18 protein-coding genes are annotated in these 17646 nt (G+C 44.1%); 5 read left to right on the top strand and 13 right to left on the bottom strand.

Going from position 1 to position 17646, the window contains the following annotated elements; all coding sequences use genetic code 11:
• The 3 genes from secD to ACWYVB_RS10820 form a co-directional block, all read right to left on the bottom strand.
• Positions 1-1839 (bottom strand): protein translocase subunit SecD, encoded by a 1839-nt coding sequence (gene secD, locus ACWYVB_RS10830; RefSeq protein WP_317411387.1) that lies wholly within the window; start codon positions 1837-1839, stop codon positions 1-3.
• A 164-nt stretch (positions 1840-2003) separates the two neighbouring features.
• The gene (locus ACWYVB_RS10825) at positions 2004-2483 is read right to left on the bottom strand and encodes a hypothetical protein (protein ID WP_257888281.1); all 480 of its coding nucleotides are present in this window, start codon (positions 2481-2483) and stop codon (positions 2004-2006) included.
• A gap of 125 nt (positions 2484-2608) precedes the next feature.
• The gene (locus tag ACWYVB_RS10820; RefSeq protein ID WP_257888282.1) at positions 2609-3277 is read right to left on the bottom strand and encodes an SH3 domain-containing protein; all 669 of its coding nucleotides are present in this window, start codon (positions 3275-3277) and stop codon (positions 2609-2611) included.
• Between the two features lie 103 nt (positions 3278-3380).
• On the opposite strand from ACWYVB_RS10820, the gene ACWYVB_RS10815 reads away from it, so the two are divergent.
• The gene (locus ACWYVB_RS10815; RefSeq protein WP_104970815.1) at positions 3381-3929 is read left to right on the top strand and encodes an ATPase; all 549 of its coding nucleotides are present in this window, start codon (positions 3381-3383) and stop codon (positions 3927-3929) included.
• A 524-nt stretch (positions 3930-4453) separates the two neighbouring features.
• Here ACWYVB_RS10815 and ACWYVB_RS10810 read toward each other — a convergent pair.
• Together ACWYVB_RS10810 and ACWYVB_RS10805 are read right to left on the bottom strand one after the other, a co-directional pair.
• Positions 4454-5077, bottom strand: a complete 624-nt coding sequence (locus ACWYVB_RS10810) for a class I SAM-dependent methyltransferase (RefSeq protein WP_257888283.1) — start codon at positions 5075-5077, stop codon at positions 4454-4456.
• A gap of 5 nt (positions 5078-5082) precedes the next feature.
• Entirely contained in the window at positions 5083-5538 is a 456-nt protein-coding gene (locus ACWYVB_RS10805) for an Lrp/AsnC family transcriptional regulator (protein ID WP_031780652.1), read from the bottom strand.
• Positions 5539-5686: 148 nt separating this feature from the next.
• Here ACWYVB_RS10805 and ACWYVB_RS10800 point away from each other — a divergent pair, with 148 nt between their 5' ends.
• A complete protein-coding gene (locus ACWYVB_RS10800; RefSeq protein ID WP_317411401.1) occupies positions 5687-6613 on the top strand; it encodes a DMT family transporter in 927 nt (308 codons plus the stop codon).
• 94 nt (positions 6614-6707) lie between these two features.
• Entirely contained in the window at positions 6708-7370 is a 663-nt protein-coding gene (locus ACWYVB_RS10795) for a flagellar brake domain-containing protein (RefSeq protein ID WP_203343445.1), read from the top strand.
• Positions 7371-7372: 2 nt separating this feature from the next.
• Here ACWYVB_RS10795 and ACWYVB_RS10790 read toward each other — a convergent pair whose 3' ends face one another.
• The 8 genes from ACWYVB_RS10790 to ACWYVB_RS10755 all read right to left on the bottom strand — a co-directional run bounded on the left by ACWYVB_RS10790 (position 7373) and on the right by ACWYVB_RS10755 (position 15605).
• Positions 7373-8410: a DUF2955 domain-containing protein gene (locus ACWYVB_RS10790; protein WP_046875880.1), complete on the bottom strand. Its 1038-nt coding sequence runs from the start codon at positions 8408-8410 to the stop codon at positions 7373-7375.
• Between the two features lie 12 nt (positions 8411-8422).
• Positions 8423-9481, bottom strand: coding sequence for an HlyD family secretion protein (locus tag ACWYVB_RS10785; protein ID WP_074190486.1), 1059 nt, complete (start codon positions 9479-9481; stop codon positions 8423-8425).
• 35 nt (positions 9482-9516) lie between these two features.
• On the bottom strand, positions 9517-9972 hold the full coding sequence (locus ACWYVB_RS10780) for a MarR family transcriptional regulator (RefSeq protein ID WP_005397727.1): 456 nt from the start codon (positions 9970-9972) through the stop codon (positions 9517-9519).
• Positions 9973-10274: 302 nt separating this feature from the next.
• Positions 10275-12851 (bottom strand): quorum-sensing autoinducer 2 sensor kinase/phosphatase LuxQ, encoded by a 2577-nt coding sequence (luxQ, locus tag ACWYVB_RS10775; protein ID WP_256936446.1) that lies wholly within the window; start codon positions 12849-12851, stop codon positions 10275-10277.
• Entirely contained in the window at positions 12851-13948 is a 1098-nt protein-coding gene (locus ACWYVB_RS10770) for an autoinducer 2-binding periplasmic protein LuxP (RefSeq protein WP_074190484.1), read from the bottom strand. The genes luxQ and ACWYVB_RS10770 overlap by 1 nt, the downstream gene beginning before the upstream one ends.
• A gap of 320 nt (positions 13949-14268) precedes the next feature.
• Positions 14269-14589, bottom strand: a complete 321-nt coding sequence (locus ACWYVB_RS10765; protein WP_012842363.1) for a GIY-YIG nuclease family protein — start codon at positions 14587-14589, stop codon at positions 14269-14271.
• Positions 14586-15236 carry a YceH family protein gene (locus ACWYVB_RS10760; protein WP_074190483.1) on the bottom strand — a complete coding sequence of 217 codons (651 nt, stop codon included), beginning with the start codon at positions 15234-15236 and terminating at the stop codon, positions 14586-14588. The genes ACWYVB_RS10765 and ACWYVB_RS10760 overlap by 4 nt, the downstream gene beginning before the upstream one ends.
• A 165-nt stretch (positions 15237-15401) precedes the next feature.
• Positions 15402-15605: a hypothetical protein gene (locus tag ACWYVB_RS10755; protein ID WP_317411388.1), complete on the bottom strand. Its 204-nt coding sequence runs from the start codon at positions 15603-15605 to the stop codon at positions 15402-15404.
• A 241-nt stretch (positions 15606-15846) separates the two neighbouring features.
• On the opposite strand from ACWYVB_RS10755, the gene ACWYVB_RS10750 reads away from it, so the two are divergent.
• The gene (locus ACWYVB_RS10750; protein WP_005373603.1) at positions 15847-16161 is read left to right on the top strand and encodes a DUF496 family protein; all 315 of its coding nucleotides are present in this window, start codon (positions 15847-15849) and stop codon (positions 16159-16161) included.
• Between the two features lie 121 nt (positions 16162-16282).
• Positions 16283-17620, top strand: coding sequence for an MATE family efflux transporter (locus ACWYVB_RS10745; RefSeq protein WP_317411389.1), 1338 nt, complete (start codon positions 16283-16285; stop codon positions 17618-17620).
• Positions 17621-17646 lie beyond the last annotated feature (26 nt).

The raw sequence follows: 17646 nt of genomic DNA, 5'->3' as shown, positions 1-17646 counted from the left end.
TTAAACCCTCACATCACGACGGGCATCTCGGCCCCAAATTAAATTGATCATTGCTCGAGAGGCAAATACGCCTGTAAACATACTGGTTAACAAACCTAATCCGAGTGTTAAGGCAAAGCCTTGGATTGGGCCGTTACCGATGGCGTATAAAATCACGGCGGTGATCATGGTAGTAATGTTGGCATCAAGGATGGTCGAGAACGCGCTATCAAAGCCCAGATCAATCGCTTGAGCGAAACTGCGGCCTTCACGCATTTTGTCCTTAATACGTTCGAAGATAATAACGTTGGTGTCCACTGCCATACCAACGGTTAACACCAACCCTGCAATACCTGGAAGTGTTAGCACCGCACCTGGTAACAAGGCAATTAGGCCAAGCAAACAAAGCATGTTGGCACAAAGCGCCACGTTCGCCACCCAACCTAAGCGGCGGTACCAAAGGGCCATAAAGGTCAGTGTTAACCCCATACCCAAAGCAAGTGCCGCAAAACCATTTTCAATGTTTTCAGCTCCCAAAGAAGCACCAATAGTGCGCTCTTCTACGATAGTAACCGGGGCTGTTAGCGACCCCGCACGAAGTAATAGCGCTAACTGCTGCGCTTCGTCCATGCTGCCAGCGCCGGTAATACGGAATTGGCTACCAAGTTGAGATTGAATAGTCGCAATGCTGATAACGCGCTCGCTGCGCTCTGTTACGCCACGATCGTTTGTCTTGTATTCGCGATAAACCGTCGCCATTGGTTTGCCAATATGCGTTGCAGAGAAATCACTCATCTTTTTACCGCCCGCGTGGTCAAGCGAGATGTTAACTTCTGACATACCCATATTGTCGACGCCTGCACGAGCGTTAACAATGTGCTCACCCGTTAGGACTGGTCGTTTCTCCAGAACAACAGTTCGGCCATCGTTATCTTTCAGCACAAGATCTTGGCCACTTCGCGCTTGGCTTGCATCTTTCACTTCGTAGAATGCCAAACTCGCAGTGGCACCAATAACGTTTTTCGCTTGTGCTGGGTCTTGTACACCTGGGAGCTCAATACGAATGCTGTCTTTACCCTGACGCTGAACTAATGCTTCCGTAATGCCTAGCTCTTCTATACGACCACGCATAATCTTCAAGTTTTGTTGCAATGTCGTTGATTGGAACTCTTGAATATTCTGCTCACTTGGCTCAAGAACAAAACCGCGAGACGAGCTTTTCACCACCCAACCTGGATAGTTTTGACGCAAGAATTTATTTACTTCAGCCAGGGCGGTATCACTCTCACTGTTTACCGCAATGCGGTTACCACTTTCTGCGCGAATTTGTACACCACGCACGCGCTGCTCTCGCAGGCTTGCTTTGATCTCATCGATCAAAGCATTACGTTGCTCCTCAAATGCTTTATTTACGTCGACATTCAAGAGGAACTGTACCCCACCGCGAAGGTCAAGACCGAGTTTGATTGGGCTAAACCCCATCTCATTCAGCCACTCTGGAGCAACAGACACATATGAGAAGGTAATGCTGTCTTCTTTATTTAGCTCATTGTTCAGTAACGCACGAGCTTTGCTTTGCGCATTTTCATCATCGAATACAATGGTTGTTTTGCCATCTTTTTCGATGATTTTGTCTGCTGAGATGTGATTGGTTTTCAGTAGTTGATTCAACTGAACAACCGACATTTCACTGCTGTTTTGGTTTGAAAACGTTAGCTGGATCGATGGTTGCTCACCGAACCAAGTCGGAATCGCGCTTAACGTTAAGATAATGACCGTCGTGATTAATACGACATATTTCCAAGCTGAATAGTGATTCATCAGCTTTCTGTTCTTTTGCTGCTTTGCTGTTTTTTTCATGTAAACATCATCCCTTCACTACGAAGTGAAGCTTTTAATAACAAGGCTTAACACACGACAGATGCCCCCAGAAAAAATTCAGGGTATGAAATGCTCAGGACGGTTACGCCCTGTTGAATACAATCGTCGTGTTAAGAGTGCACAATGGTGCAAATAGATGGTGTTTAGGCAGAAAATTGACTATTGAGTGCGACGTACATTGCGTTGGTCTCTTTCCAACCAGAAATGCGATGATCGCTTGTGAAATGATAAAAAGTGTACTGGTTTTGACGCCAATTGATATCCATCAGGCTGTAGGCATAACCTGCGTCAGCATAGAAAGGCGTGTTTAGGTCACCAACAACGTCAACATGCTCATCATCAAGGCCTTCACGTAAGTGAGAAACCCAACGTTGAGTGTTAAATAGGGCTAGCGTATCGAGTCTTGCATGACCTTCAGAAATCGGAGACTGCGTCGTTTCTTCTGAGACTTCAGAAAAATCGATTGAGGTATTTGCAAAAGCAATACTCGCAACAAATGGTTGCAGCTTAGAAAAGTAAGGTAAATGAGCTTTCTGATCGATTTGCGCAGCAAAAACATGCGCTGGTAGCAACACCATCGCAAGCAGCATAAAAATCAATTTTTTCAAGCAAATCTGAGACATAAGAACTCACTAAAAACAAAACGAGTCGAGTTTTTTCACTCGACTCGATGATAGTATTCCTATTAATTATGGTTCACAACTAAAAAGTTATAAATCTCTAGAGGCTTTAAACTAAAGGCGCTCTGTTAGCGGTAAAAGATATCGCCTTTATCGACATCTAAATAGATTTTGTTTTCTTGCTCCAAACCACCACAATAAATGAAGTACACATTGCGCTTGTCATAAGTAACCGAACGAACCCAGCCACCGAGCTCTTCAAAATCACTCGGATCACAGGTTTCATCGTCCAACAATTGCTGTGTTTTCTTGCGGAAGATGTCCAAGTGGACTTTTAAATCATCCGACTTCTGCAAATATCCATCCAGTATTTCCAAACGCTCTTGTTCTTTAATAACTGGCTCTGCATCAGATAATCCTTCGGCATTCAACCACTCAGCTTTTTCTTCACCGCCCTCTTCATAAACAAGGTAACCAGAGATTCGATACCAACCATCCACTTTTTCTAACACCGATACTTTTTCTCCCTTATAGAGCGTATCGACAACCAAAGCATTAGCATTTGGCTTATTGTAAACATTGATTCGACGTTCAATGACATAGTATTCGGTCACTTCAGGGGGGGCGGTTTCTAAATCCAGAATCGGTTTGGATGTTCCTTCTTCCACTGGCGCTTGCTCCACTTGCGCAGCTTTTGGCGCCTCAGGTTCATCTTTTGGCATAAAGAAGAAATAGTATCCAGCACCCGCCCCACAGAACAACAGTATGACAATCAATGCGATGAGAATTTTCTTCATGTACTTTTCCTTTTCATTCTTTGTTCTTATCTCACCGGCAACACGCATGTCGCGGAAATTTGGGTATATACTCAAAAGGGTCGGTCAACTAACGCGAGCAATAATGATCAACAAACTCAATTGGATACTGTTGTTTCTTCTGTTCCCCATTATGGGGCACGCCAATATTCAATGTAACCCATCGTCGTGGAATGACAATCTTACCCAATTCAATCGTTTAGAGTCCAATTACAATAAGCATGTTGAGGTATTCAATGCACTTTTAGCCGAACATAAGCAGCGCCAGTTATTGTCCCAAACCTTTTCCCTACATGAACTCGTGTTACTTTGGCGCGCCCGCTCGAACCAAAATGCGTTCAAAACTCAATTAAAAGCCTCCATTCAATATAAAGAAGAACTCACGACTAAAGCTAATGAGTTGATTAAATTGAGCACACAATCTCAATGGTCAGCAAATGGATGGAAGAAACTTGCCCAAAAGTGCCGTGAGTCAAACGAAACTGCCAATCAAATCACTGCGGAGTGGTATAACACCAACGCTTTGCAACTTGCCGAGGATTACAAACGCCTTTCTTCACAGTACCAAGCACTAGCGCAACTCTATGATAAAGAAGCGAGATCGCTTCAATACGCTCAAGATGTTTCGAGGTAAAAATCGAGCCCGTTTTGAAAAGACGATGTCGGGTTTTCACTCCAATATTGGACGTTATTCGTGCTTTAATTCCCTCTTTTAGTGATCCCAACATTATATGTAAAATGGGACTGTTCCCTTTTACAAACTTGACTAAACCATGACCAAGAGAGGCAACTTATAGAGACATACGTCACAATAATGCTTTACTTATGGCCAATTTTTGGTTAATTTACCCATTAATAAAATTTAATAAAAAGTCACATTTGGCTGGAGATGATGCTACAACCATGGTTATCAATCGATTAAGTAACAGGGACTGTCCTAATGCTACCAAAGCCAAGTTTTTGTCAGTAGTTAGGCACGTAAAAGAGTTTGGTTCAATCAGCGATTTGGACCTTTGTAAAATCTTCGGAGAAACAATTTGGAGTGATGGGAGGGAATACCATTCAGCTGCGTTCTCATTCAAGGTTGATAGATACACAGGTAACTGTGAAATCTCACAATACAAGCACCAATAAGGCTTAAGAATTTATAAGGCGGAGTCAGGAAACTGATTCCGCTTTTTTGATCATCGCGATCGTAAAGTCGTGATCGGAATAACCCTCGATCAATTGTGCGTCTGGACATAGCCATCGGCAATAGCGTAACACCCCAACTTTATTATGCGATGCGAGCATTCTCATGCTCGGCAGCTTTTCTTCATCCAATAAGTTAAACACGCACCCTTTCTCTGCGGCCCGGTACATTTTCTCGATCATCTCAATGGTATGATTTGGATTCGCGGATTGATAATTCAATGATCCAGAAGCAAAGACATAATCACTACGGGGAAATACCAACGTTGAAAAGTCGCCGCATACGAACTCACTTTGAGTACGAAAGTCCCGCTTTCTGGCCTCAGAGATAAACTGTTTTTGCTGATCAATGCCAATATAACTTTGGGGGCGCAGATTGTTGAACTCAATAAACGCTAATAAGTCTCCGTAGCCGCACCCAATATCTAAAAGACTTGAACCGTCTAACGTTAACCCTCGGCACAAAGCTTCAAATCGACTGATTTGGCTGTACTTATCTCTCCATCCCAGCGTTCGCGCTCTGTCTGTACCGAACTGTCGGTATCGCTTTCGGTGATAGTGAGCAATCTTAAGTCTATCGAGAAATTTCATCTTTCTTATGCATAAATCGGCAAGCTTCCATTTCCTTTCACTTGTCTAATCGCCAAGTGCGTATGGATATCTTTTACGTTTTCTAATCGTTGTAGCTTTCTAGTGAATGTTTCATAGCCAGCGAGATCTTTGCTGACCACTTCTAACAAATAATCATAAGCCCCTGATACAACATGGCACGAGATCACCTCGTCCATTTCAACAACAGCATGTTCAAATTCATCAATCGAAGAAGCTTGGTGGTTGTTCAAACTGACTTCAACAAATACGGTCATCGCAATACCCACCGTGTCTCTGGACACAATGGCTCGATAACCGCTAATTACGCCCTCCTGCTCTAAACGCTTAATGCGTCTTGCACAAGGTGATGCCGATAATCCTACTTTGTCAGCGAGCTCTGCCGTAGTCAGGGTTGCATCCTTCTGCATCAAGTTGATCAGTTGCCTGTCAATTTTGTCCATTTTTCCTTCCATGCCAATAATCACTAACAATTGACATTTATACGCGCTTTATCACCAACATCAAGCTTAATTACGTCAAATTTTGCCTCCCTTTGGCACGAGTTTTATTCAACAATTAACACATCATTTACAAATGGACATGCCGACAATGATCTTGGGATACGCAGCTATATTAACGACCTTACTGCTTTGGTCTGGTTTCTTTATTTCTTTAAAAGGGGGCGCAATTTCTAACTTGCAGCCAGCCGATATCGCGCTAGTCCGCTTTCTAGTCCCAAGTTTAATTTTATTACCATTTGTGATTAAGCATAAGCAGGCGCTTCGCGTCGTGCCTAAACGCTACCTAACTGGTGTTGTGGTAGGGAGTGGCCTGCCCTACCTGCTGGTCGTCGGCACAGCTATGCACTTCGCTCCCGTGGCGCACGGCAGTGCATTAGTACCTGGCACTTTGCCATTATTTGTTTCTGCTATCGCGGTGTTGTGCTATCAACAGTCGCTGAGTGCTCACCGCTTAATCGGGCTTTCTACGGTGTTGTTAGGGATTTTTGTATTCCTTCTTTCTAATAGCGGTGCAGAGTACAACTGGTCTCAATTACAAGGCCACATCTTGTTTCTAACCGGTAGTATTATGTGGGCTGTTTTCACCATCAGTGCTCGTGTTGCTAACCTTAATGCGCATGTCTGTGCTGGATTCGTTGCAATCGCGTCTTTGGCACTGCTCATCATTGCGGTTGGCTTCGGATGGGTAGATAGTTACCTAGCGATAACGCCGATCAGTCAGTGGCCGTGGGAAGAATTATTTGGCCACGCGATATTGCAAGGTGTCGGCGCAGGCTTAATCGCTTCTTTTACCTTTATCTATGCAATCCGAATTATTGGCGCCGAAGCCAGTGCTGCTTTTGGGTCATTAACTCCAGTCGTAGCGACACTTCTTGCCGTTCCAATTTTTGGTGAACAACCAGATTCACTGACTTGGTTAGCGCTGATGCTGGTAACCTGCGGCAGTATTGTGGCAAGCCAAATCTTTATGAAAGATGGAATGAGCCAAACTTATCGCCCACCACTTCACAGATAGCGATAATTTTACAAAAACTTTTGTCCTACTATCTTGAATAACAAAATGGCGTTTTGATAGCCTCGATTTAACCAATAATTAAAACGCCAATGTAATGCCTGCCACCCATACTAAAGATGAACTGCATAGATTCCTCAAACCGGGAATGAAACTTTCGACTAATTTCGAGTTTGGGCCTAAGGACCAGTATACGTATTCCACCACCTATCTTGGGATGAAAGAGAACGCGTATTTGATTCTTGATATACCGATGCGTTTGCTTGAAGAGCAAGTGATGAGAAAACTCCCAAACGCCGATGTCATCGTGCGTGGTGTATCAGATACGGAGTTAGGCCATGTCATTGCATTTAAATCCAGTGTTCTAACAACTGCGGTTCGTCCTTCGCCCCTTTTATTTATTCGAATTCCAGGAACATTTGCAACCAAACCAGTCCGGGAACACGAACGATATAAGCTGCAAATGGACTGTAAGGTTGTTCACGCGGGGAATGTTTACGACGGTAGCCTTATCGACTTCTCACTGGCAGGTATTGGTATCTCAACCTTTATAGAGCCTGAATTCAACGTTGGTGAAAGTGTCACTATTGACTCTTCTCTAAGTCACTATATCGGAGAAGAAAATCGGTGTGTCATTGCCAACATTAAGAAGTTGGTGAAAGGCTGGGTAATAGGAATTAAGTTTGAAAGCCCAATAGCGATGAGTCACGAGCTAAAAACAGAGTTACTGGAGCAGTCCTTTCTAACCAGTAACGTCTGAACTTACTGCTGGCTAAAGCGCGTCGCCTCAAAGCTGTTGAGCACTCTGTGCACCGCATAGGTCACGAGCAGAGTGACAACAATAGCAAACAAAATACTACTCACGCGATACAGCGCGCTGAACATTAAATCGCCATCCGGAGTCAGGTATTGGCCAAATAAAATACCTAATGTAGTTAATCCGCCAAACCCAGCTCCTGACCCACTAGACTCTTTTACGTGCATATAGCTGAACATCATCGCGCCAATCCACAGTAATGGGACGATAAACAGCAAGGTATCCGACCAATCGTATAGTACGAGCTGTCCAGCAATACCAAAGGTTACCCCCATCAAGGTCCCCATTGCTCTTTTGCGCGCATACCCTAAAGCACCGTTCCAATGCATAGGAAACAATAAAAGCAAGGTTGTCGCCTGAGCGGACATAGAATCACTGAGGTCAAATAGCTGGAATACAAGGAAAGACATTGTAGCGATACTCGCCCCCATAAGGGCTTCATGACGCATGCGGTGACTCTGTTTAGGCTGAGATGGTTTTGCCGGTGGCTGACGAGGCTCTGCATCAGGGATCAAAAATGTCACTACGTAGGCCACGATCACTGAAATAACATTCGCTTGTAGGTTGCTGAATATCAGATCATTTAAGTCGGTTGTTGGATAACTCGCAAAATGCAGCATGATGCTCAAGCTCAGCACGCTATTTGCCCCAAACAGGAATAAGCTCCCTTTTGACATACAGGCGAACTTATACAAAAACAACCCGAAGGCGATGATCGTCATCATGCCAGGATGTCCACCAAATAGCCCACCAAGAATACCGACCTCCAATCCGCATACGACCGCTGAAAAAATCAGCTGTCGTGCAGCATGCAGGCTCATGACTGGTACCATTCCAAGTAACAACATCGGTGTTACGGTAAAAAATACGCCATAATTCCAGCCAAAGACCTTACATAAGGTGAAGCCAATGGTCGCGCCAGTTGCAATGCGCAAACACTGACGGAAGTCGTTTTCCGACATGGGATGATCCCATAACTTCATATCGCCTCCCCGTTAATAAATGTAATGAAGAAGACTCAAAAATCGGATCTGACATCTCGCTAACCAGCCAGATAACGTGTTTTCTGGCAACAGTTGCACAGTCGCACGTGCCCCGGCCGGAAATGCGCGCTGTTGAGGCTCATCGATAGCTAAATGTAAACGTAAACGCTGCGCGTCTCTCACCCAACGGTTTGAGTCAGTCGGTGTCGCTAAGCGGCCATCTGCATCAAACTGGCCTGAGCTTACCCCTGCATCCACACTCGTAATACGAGCTTCAAATACGTCACCTGGCAAGCTATCAAAGGCCACTAACGCCCGACTGTTCTGATTGAAGTGTCGCAGACTCTTTTCACGAAAGTCGGCAATAATATCCACGTCATCCGAGACTAAAGCCACAAGAGGCGTACCAGCTGCCGCATAGGCACCCGTTTCCAGCTGCAAGTTAGCGACAACGCCATCATGTTCAGCAATTACTTTAGTGTAAGACAGATTAAGTTCCGCTTGTTTTAGCTGGTTTTGTGCCACGCGGATATTTACATTCGTCGCACCTAAATCGCCTCGGTTTACTTCCAACTCTTTTAAACGAGCGCGCGCGGCCAGTAAGTTTGCTCTGGCTGCCGTTGCACTACTTTGTGCGTCGTCACGCTGTTGTTGCGAGGTGCCATTGCGATGAAACAATGTATCAAGACGTTTGGCTTCGCGAACTTTTTGCTCGGCGACAATTTTGCTCGCTTCAACGTCCGCTTTTGCCGCTGCAATAGAGGCATCAAGCTGTTCATTATTTTGAATCACACGCTCAAGGTTAAGTTGAGCCTTTTCTACGGCGAGCTGATAAGGCTGTGGATCAATCTGGAATAGTAGATCGCCTTGGCTTATTTCTTGGTTGTTGGCAACATAAAGATGCGTAATCTGTCCACTCACACGGGGAGCTACTTTAGTTACCACTCGCGTTGCCATTGCCTGAGGCGTCAGTGGCATGGCGAGATCTGCGACTAGAAAATAGGCAAAGACAAGGACAAACGCGACGCAAGAATACTTGATCCAACGTGCGAATTTTTGATCTGGAGTCATAGGCGTTTACTTCTCTTTTAATTCGGGTTTCTGACTTATTCGCTAAGTGAATCAAGTGCATTGTGAGCAATCTGATCGAGGATCAATGAAAGCTTTTGAAGCTCTTGGTCATTGATTTCCGTCAGTAGCTTGCTCCGGACTTGAAGAATTCGGGTCTCCATTTGCTTCAGTAGAGTTTTACCTTCTTCTGTAAGGCTAACAATGCGTGCTCGCTTGTCATGCTCACTGCAATGGCGAGTGATCAGAGATTGCTCTTCTAATAGCTTTAATGTGCGCATCAGCGATGCTAACTCAATCTCAAGCGCTTCAGCCAAATGCTTCTGACTAACGTTGTCGCCCATTCGATAAAGTTTCCATAACGCAGTCCAACGCGGGTACGTCAGGTTTAAAGGCTCCAACTCGCGATCTGCAACCATTTTCCACAAACGGGCAACACGAGATAACTTTTCAGCCAGAGAAAGGTCGCGCAAACTGTTGATGTCTTGAATCATAAGATCTACTCAATTACTTAGCTTGCTAAGTAATATAAAATAGTTAGCACGCTAAGTAAATAAGTTTTTGTGATTTAAATCACATAGAATATGCCATTGGGGAACAAGTTTGCGTAACGTAACGTAGTACTTGGGTTGAATAGTAGTGATATACGACACTAAAGGTGATATCAGCACTCCTGGCTTATCAACAAGTGAAGCATTTGAGATACAAAAAAAGCACAACCCTAAGTTATGGCGTTGTGCTTTTCGGTCTAGTGAGCGATTGAATTATCAATTGAGGCTCATAGCGAATGAGTTCATCACGTTCGTTCAATTAAGAATCGCTGCTTGAAGTCAACAAAGGCTTCATGGAGCGCATTTTCTTTAATCGGTTTGAGCAATACGTAATTCGCGCCCGCCTCCATAAACGCATCACTGGTTTCTTTCGCCGTATCGGCAGTACAAGCATAAATTGGCGTGCCTAACTTCAGCTTCTGTCGGATCTCTTTGGTTGTTTCAATTCCTCCAAGATGCGGCAGTTGGTTGTCCATCAAAATCAAATCGTAAGTATGATCTTTTAAGAACTCCATCGCTTCCAATCCATCTTTTGCCCAATCAACCTGCATTTTGTACTTGTTACAAAATGCTTTGAGAATGAAAGCATTAGTATGGTTATCTTCTACCAACAGTACTTTTAGACTCTCTGCGAATAACTCACCAGGTTTAACTCTCAAGCCTGAATCAAGAGGGGTGAGCACTCGCTCACGATCTTTCACTGGCATTGTAATAACAAAGGTCGTGCCTAAACCTTTTTGACTACGTACTTGAACGTCACCTTCCAGCATATCGACGAGGCTTTTCACAATGGTCAGTCCCAAGCCACTTCCACCGTATTCTCGAGTGGTCGTTGCTTCCTCTTGAACGAAAGGTTCGAACATTTGGTCGAGCTTATCGGGCTCTATGCCGATGCCCGTATCCGTAATTTCCACTACCAACACACTATTTTCGGCGCCGTAGAACTGCTCCAGTTCAGCATGCAAGCGTACGCTGCCCGAGGGGGTAAACTTGACTGAGTTACTGACTAAGTTGAATAAAATTTGGTTCAGACGAACTTGGTCAGTAAAGATTTCAACATTGGGATCAATCTTGTTTTCAATGACGAGGTTAACGCCTTTATTTTCGCAAATTGGACGATAAATGTTTTCTAACGTTCGAATCGTGTCAGTGAACGAAAACGGGTGCTTTTGAATATTAAACTTACCCTGCTCAATCTTCGAAAAATCCAAAATATCATTCAAAACAGCAAGTAAGTGCTCACCGCTATGTCGGAGTACATCAATTTGGTTATTCTGCTCTTCCGTTTCGACCGAGTCTTTTAATAATTGAGCAACTCCCAGAATGCCATTGATTGGCGTTCGGATTTCATGGCTCATTTTAGCCAGAAAATCGGCACGTGCTTGGGCGGATTTTTCTGCCTCTTTGCGTGCCAAGTTACTTTGTTTTTCCGCTTCAATAAGCGTCGTAATATCCTGACCTTGAACAATGATACCGCTGATATCACCATCCACTCGAATCGGCGATAAGTTCCAGCGATATACCTTGTCTCCAATTGGTACATTGACGCCAGTTAATGTGGCTCCTTGAGCTGCCATTCGCAGGTGCGGCATCAACTTTTCTTTGAAGCCTTTAAACACTGGGTGCATGGTTTCAATGTCGTTTTCCATGACCAATTCTTTTCGGGCTGCCGGATTGATTTGGATGAGTACGCCAGACTCTGACCACACCATAATCGGCGATAACGCAAAGTTAAACAGATCGCGGAATGAACGCTTTTGCGCTTCCAGCTCTTCAAAGGTGTTTTCTAGTGTCGAACCAATATGATCGAACTCCTCGATATCCGATCCGCCAAATCGTTCGAACCCTTTTTCTTCACGAGCCGAACGAGTGTATGCCATCAACGAACCAAGCTCTTCGACGACTCGATTCTCAATCCACTCTTTGGTCATCAACGCAATCATCACCATCCCGATAACTGAAGCCAACATCGCCAAAAGGTGCTGGATTTGCAGTGTCACAACACTCTGATTGTCTTGCACGGTTAGCAAACACAAATCCGTCGTGGCAGCATTGACTTCGATAGGGGTTTTAATGATCAACAACTGGTCAAGCTTTTGCTGAGACTCTCGCCGCTTCAGAACATCAAATATCTTGTACGCTTCATCTCCGACTAGTGAGCTGGCTAGTGGCGTATCGTTGGCCACCAAAACAACATTATCAACGTTCCCTTCGTTTTTTAGTCTTTCCATCAACCCGAAGTTGTTATCTAGAACAACAACATTGTAAGAATACCCCATCACTTCACCGGTTTTAGGTTGTAAAACCGGTACACGACGCAGTAACAGATGGCGAGTTCCCATTGGGGTATCTGAAGGGAGGTAATACCAATTGTTGCTAAAAGTCACTTGGCTCGCGAGATCATTGAGAATCAAGTTATTGATGCCATAGAAATGCGCATTCCCATCGTCCCAAATAATGCCTTGATGATCGGTGAGAAAGCGAAATTCTGGCGTATGGGAAGGATCACTCTGGTCAATACTCATGAAAAAGTAATTGAGAGCTTCTTCATCCCGTTCTGTATAAAAATCTAAAACAACATCACTCTTCGAGTTACTGTTGTGATGAATCTGAATCGCAGCAAAATGGCTATCAAAAATATTAAGAATCAGCGCTGACGTCTGTTGCTTAGTTCTGTCGACTTCCTGCCAAATAATTTGCTTCGAGAAGTAATAACTCTGAACGAAGATACCTAAAATGATCGGAGCAAGTACGAGAATGATTATTTTCGTAATAAGCGTCGACAATGAGCGACGCTTTCTTGTTTTTGATGTAGTTGTCATCAATTGTCTGAGTATCTAAATGCGCGTTTTCTTAATGCTTCAATTCTTTCTGGAGAATCAGATTTCGTGACGACTTCAAAATCACCAGAATAAACGGTTGGAACGGGTTTCCCTTCAAGATCCCACTTAATCGCTTCTGCCATTGCAATGCCAGTATCATCGTTCATACGCATAACAGTAACGTCTAACTCCCCTTTCGAAAGCGCTTCTAATTCTGCAGAGCCGCCACCCCAGCCGTTGATCATGACATCATCACGCCCTAACTCTTTCAGCGCATCAACAGCACCTAGCGCAACATCTGTAGAACACGCATAAATAAAATCGACGTCAGGGTATTTTTCCAAACTCGCTTTTGCTGCTTCATACCCAGACTGCTTTGTCGCTTTGGTATAATAAGCAGATTGTAGTTCAAAGTTGTTATCACGGTTGACTTGATTGATAAAGGTGTTGCCTCTGATATCGCTGATATACCCTTCTGAAAAGTAGAGCACACTATAATGGCTCTGTTTTGGAAAACGCTTACCAAACTCCACTGCAAGCTCACGGCTGCCTTCAGCATGATCAAAACCAACATAAAGGAACGGTTGGTGATCCTCCCAATCTCTTACCGGTGTAGTGATATTTTGTAAGATCAACTTGGTTTTCTTTGAGTCTAAGACGTGTTCAACAAACTTACGATGCCTAGTGGTATCGAGAGTGAAAATCAGATAATCGGAGTTGCTCTTCAGCGCTTCCATTAAAGACAAACTTTGTTGCTTAATATCTGCGTTGGGACGGGTAAATACTTGATTAAGTTGATAGTCGATATCGAGTTTATCTAAACGCTGTTCAAATGCGTCTATATTTCGAATCCAATAATCCGAAATCTGTTGGCCTGGATAAACCACAGAAATTTTTAACGGACGCTTTTTGTCTCTTTCAACCGGAACAGGAGTCTCTCGCACGGCGTCAGCCAACGCATTCGTTAACTGCTTCTGTTCTGGAAACTGGTCTAAAAATTCTTGATACGCCCAATACCCATTGAGGACTTGAGTGGCTTGCGCTATCGGCGCGACAGTGGCCATTGACATCAGGGAGAATACTAACGCTTTTTTCATCTACTGCTCTTTTAGCTTTTTATGAGCCTAATTCAGCTCTATTCGTTACCTAGCCGAGTCATCCTTTACTCTTGTAATCTACCTTCCTCTGAGTGCCTGTTTCAATAATAAATTGGCTCTTAGTCTGAGTTGGAACGAACAAACGTTTATTGTGTACCTAATTACAAGGTCACAAAATATCAGTTCTCCTTTTCATACTCTGAGTGTTTAAACAGAACACCAACCCATTATGCGTCAGTTTGTTCTTACATGGTACTCCAAAACTAAAAAGAAACCGCCTCAGTGGACGGTTTCTTTGTTATTCGGCATGTCGCGAACGCTTATTTCGATAAAGCCATTTCTAACATCATCTGCTGATTTTCATCAACGACAATACTTGCTTTTGACGTAACAAGTAGCTCTTTCTTAGCTTTTGTTAGTTGCTTAATATAATACTCAGCCCGCATGGCAAGCGTCTTTGAATCAAAATCCGAAGACCACTCTAATACCAAGGGACCTTTTCCTTTTAAAGCTTTCGCTCCTTTGCCCGTTTGGTGCTGATTGAATCTTCGTTCAACATTGTTTGTGACACCGCAATACAGCGCATTGCGGTTATTTCGTATCAAATAGACACTCCAACGCTGCGCTGTATTTTCAATCATGAAAGTAGTGACTCGACCTTAGCTTTAAGCTCATCGAGCTCTTCTTTAAGCTGAGCAACTTCGAGCTCTAACTGGCTGACTCGATCAGAATTAGAGCCAGCCGCTGACACTGGCACTGCGAGCTCAGAGACGTCAACGTCGCCACAGAACAAATGCATATAGCGTGATTCTCGCTTCCCGGCTTCACGTGGTAACTTGACCACCAATGGTCCTTTTTCTTCGCTTGCTAAGTGCTCCAAAACTGTTTCAACTTCTTTTACATCATGAAATGTCGCGAGACGATTGGTACGAGTGCGAATTTCCCCAGGCGTTTGAGCACCACGCAAAAGCATACAGCACACGATTCCCTTCTCTTGTTCTGTCAGTTTTAAATCACCAAACTCCGTATTACAGAAACGGTGCTGATACTTGCTAACACGGCTGTTAAACGCACTTTCGTCACTAACGAGCCTACGCTCAATTAGAGTATCAACGGCATCGAGAACGTCTGACTCAGAGAGCGACATTACGGGATCACGGTTGCTTTTTTGATTACACGCGTTGGTTAATGCGTTTAGGCTGAGGGGGTAAAGATCTGGGGTGGTGACTTCTTTTTCGATCAAGCAACCAATGACTCGTGCTTCAATTGCCGTTAGCTCAACTTTCATAATGCATTTCCTTATTATTTTTGCATTTGACTTGGTACCTAAATCGCTTCGAAATCATGCATCATACATTGGCAAAGAGATGCAAGAAACGTTAGCGATTCAGGTGTCGGTGTCAGGCTAAAGCATAGCGCAAGACCTGGCACCCTTTGCGAATCGGGTCAGGTATCAATGCTCCGAGAGAATTGGCACTTTCGTCAAATTGCCATCTTGATCAACCATCATTATTTTTGAACGATTCAGCTCAACTTCGATGATTTCGAGTTGCTCGCGAGCGTTGATATACGCTGTTTTTAACTTTTCAGCCACAGCGCGAGTGGCTTGCTCATTATCTTGACTACTTACTTGCTCCGCAGTGTTCCCAGAGTCCATATCAAGTTCATCATTTTGCATTCAATGGTGTTGATAATATAGTGAAGGCCACGTTATGACAATGCATCGATGGATTCTACGATGTTGCCCAAAACTCGATTAAAGAAGCGTGATTATGTGGACACATCGCAATTGGTTGAGAAATGTTCAACTCTGCGTTGTGATTGATCTAAAGACTGTTATGCCACTGGATGTTGTGCTTTAATCGAGGAAGATATTCATAAAATTAGGAAAGAGAACTATGAGTAGCGTATTTGAAATCGTTAACCAAGCTCGTCGTAAAAACAAACTAAAACGTGAGCTGCTTGATAACGAAAAGAAAGTTCGTGATAACCGCAAACGTGTTGACCTTCTAGAAAACCTTCTAGATTACATCAAACCAGAAATGACTCACGATGAAATCGTCGCAATCATCAAAAATATGAAAGCAGACTACGAAGATCGTGTTGATGACCACATCATCAAAAGTGCAGAAATCTCTAAAGCACGTCGTGACATCAGCCGTCGTATTCGTGAACTGACTGAAGAAGACAAGCAAACTAGCGGCAAAAAATAAACGCTTAAGCTAGATTTTCCAACCCCGAGTAAAGCTACCTTACTCGGGGTTTATTTTTGTCTCTAAACTAAGCGCCGTGTACAATCAATCCAACTCTTATTCCTAACGCATTCAGCTTTCTATGTCCTCAACTACGACAAGTACACAACCAACACTTGCAAAACAATTATTTACGATGACTTGGCCAATGCTATTTGGCGTTCTATCTTTAATGAGCTTTCAGCTTGTAGATAGTGCGTTTATCGGTCAGCTCGGCGTTTTACCTTTGGCCGCTCAAGGTTTTACTCTTCCGTTGCAAATGGTCATTATCGGCATTCAAGTCGGTTTAGGTATCGCCACGACCGCTGTCATTTCTAAAGCGCTTGGTGCGAATGAAAGTCGTTATGCCAAACAGCTCGGTGGCTTAGTTTTGATGATTGGCTCAATCGGTGTAGCCGTTTTTGGAGGGCTAATTTGGCTTTTGCGCTACCCCATTTTATCTCTATTAAGTGCTCCAGAATCTGTGATGCCGATTATCGACAGCTACTGGCCTTGGTGGCTGCTAAGTTCATGGACTGGCGCGGTTTTATATTTTTACTACAGTATTTGCCGAGCTAACGGCAACACCATGTTGCCTGGCACAATGATGATGGTAACCAGCGGCGTGAACCTTGTGCTCGATCCACTATTTATTTTCACGTTTGACTTGGGTGTTAACGGAGCCGCAATAGCAACCATCGTTGCTTTTGGGTTTGGTATTTTAGTCGTCGCGCCTCGCGTGAAGAAGAACCACTGGGCAACAACGCAGTGGCAAGACCTCAACGTAGCTAAAAGTGTTGCGTCTATCGGTAACATCATGGGACCTGCGATGATCAGCCAACTGCTGCCTCCGTTGTCGTCCATGTTAGCAACAAAGTTGTTGGCAAGCTTCGGGACCGCAGCAGTCGCCGCTTGGGCGCTCGGTTCACGCTACGAATTCTTTGCTATCGTTTCGGTGTTAGCGCTGACAATGTCTATGCCCCCAATGGTCGGGCGCTTACTTGGCGCAAAGAACTACCAAGATATCCAATCGCTAGTCAGTATTGCCGTAAAATTCATTCTGGGCTTTCAACTTTTGATCGCAGCCATTACGTTTGTCGTCGCAAACCCACTTGCACTACTGATGACCAGTGATGTTCAAGTAGAGCAAGTATTAGAAATGCATTTGCTGATTGTTCCTATCAGCTTAGGTTCACTAGGTGTATGTATGTTGATGGTTTCTCTTTGCAATGCATTAGGTAAGTCTTACACCGCGCTCACCATTTCAGCGCTACGCTTGTTTGTCTTTTTCCTTCCTTGCTTATGGGTTGGCGCTCAAATGGGGGGAATCCGAGGTCTACTTTTAGGCGCTTGTATGGGCAACATTCTGGCGGGCATTTCCGCTTACCTAACCTATCGACAAACCATACGTAAACTCGCTGGCGCTCAAGCAAACGCATAACAATACATGGTTAAAATAAAGCCCCT

The organism is Vibrio sp. JZG10 (assembly GCF_054064075.1).
This window is presented reverse-complemented; position numbering and strand designations above follow the sequence as displayed.

Coding starts and splice junctions, on each gene's coding strand:
- secD (WP_317411387.1), bottom strand. CDS start 1,839: ATGAAAAAAACAGCAAAGCAGCAAAAGAACAGAAAGCTGATGAATCAC.
- ACWYVB_RS10825 (WP_257888281.1), bottom strand. CDS start 2,483: ATGTCTCAGATTTGCTTGAAAAAATTGATTTTTATGCTGCTTGCGATG.
- ACWYVB_RS10820 (WP_257888282.1), bottom strand. CDS start 3,277: ATGAAGAAAATTCTCATCGCATTGATTGTCATACTGTTGTTCTGTGGG.
- ACWYVB_RS10815 (WP_104970815.1), top strand. CDS start 3,381: ATGATCAACAAACTCAATTGGATACTGTTGTTTCTTCTGTTCCCCATT.
- ACWYVB_RS10810 (WP_257888283.1), bottom strand. CDS start 5,077: ATGAAATTTCTCGATAGACTTAAGATTGCTCACTATCACCGAAAGCGA.
- ACWYVB_RS10805 (WP_031780652.1), bottom strand. CDS start 5,538: ATGGACAAAATTGACAGGCAACTGATCAACTTGATGCAGAAGGATGCA.
- ACWYVB_RS10800 (WP_317411401.1), top strand. CDS start 5,687: ATGATCTTGGGATACGCAGCTATATTAACGACCTTACTGCTTTGGTCT.
- ACWYVB_RS10795 (WP_203343445.1), top strand. CDS start 6,708: ATGCCTGCCACCCATACTAAAGATGAACTGCATAGATTCCTCAAACCG.
- ACWYVB_RS10790 (WP_046875880.1), bottom strand. CDS start 8,410: ATGAAGTTATGGGATCATCCCATGTCGGAAAACGACTTCCGTCAGTGT.
- ACWYVB_RS10785 (WP_074190486.1), bottom strand. CDS start 9,481: ATGACTCCAGATCAAAAATTCGCACGTTGGATCAAGTATTCTTGCGTC.
- ACWYVB_RS10780 (WP_005397727.1), bottom strand. CDS start 9,972: ATGATTCAAGACATCAACAGTTTGCGCGACCTTTCTCTGGCTGAAAAG.
- luxQ (WP_256936446.1), bottom strand. CDS start 12,851: ATGACAACTACATCAAAAACAAGAAAGCGTCGCTCATTGTCGACGCTT.
- ACWYVB_RS10770 (WP_074190484.1), bottom strand. CDS start 13,948: ATGAAAAAAGCGTTAGTATTCTCCCTGATGTCAATGGCCACTGTCGCG.
- ACWYVB_RS10765 (WP_012842363.1), bottom strand. CDS start 14,589: ATGATTGAAAATACAGCGCAGCGTTGGAGTGTCTATTTGATACGAAAT.
- ACWYVB_RS10760 (WP_074190483.1), bottom strand. CDS start 15,236: ATGAAAGTTGAGCTAACGGCAATTGAAGCACGAGTCATTGGTTGCTTG.
- ACWYVB_RS10755 (WP_317411388.1), bottom strand. CDS start 15,605: ATGGACTCTGGGAACACTGCGGAGCAAGTAAGTAGTCAAGATAATGAG.
- ACWYVB_RS10750 (WP_005373603.1), top strand. CDS start 15,847: ATGAGTAGCGTATTTGAAATCGTTAACCAAGCTCGTCGTAAAAACAAA.
- ACWYVB_RS10745 (WP_317411389.1), top strand. CDS start 16,283: ATGTCCTCAACTACGACAAGTACACAACCAACACTTGCAAAACAATTA.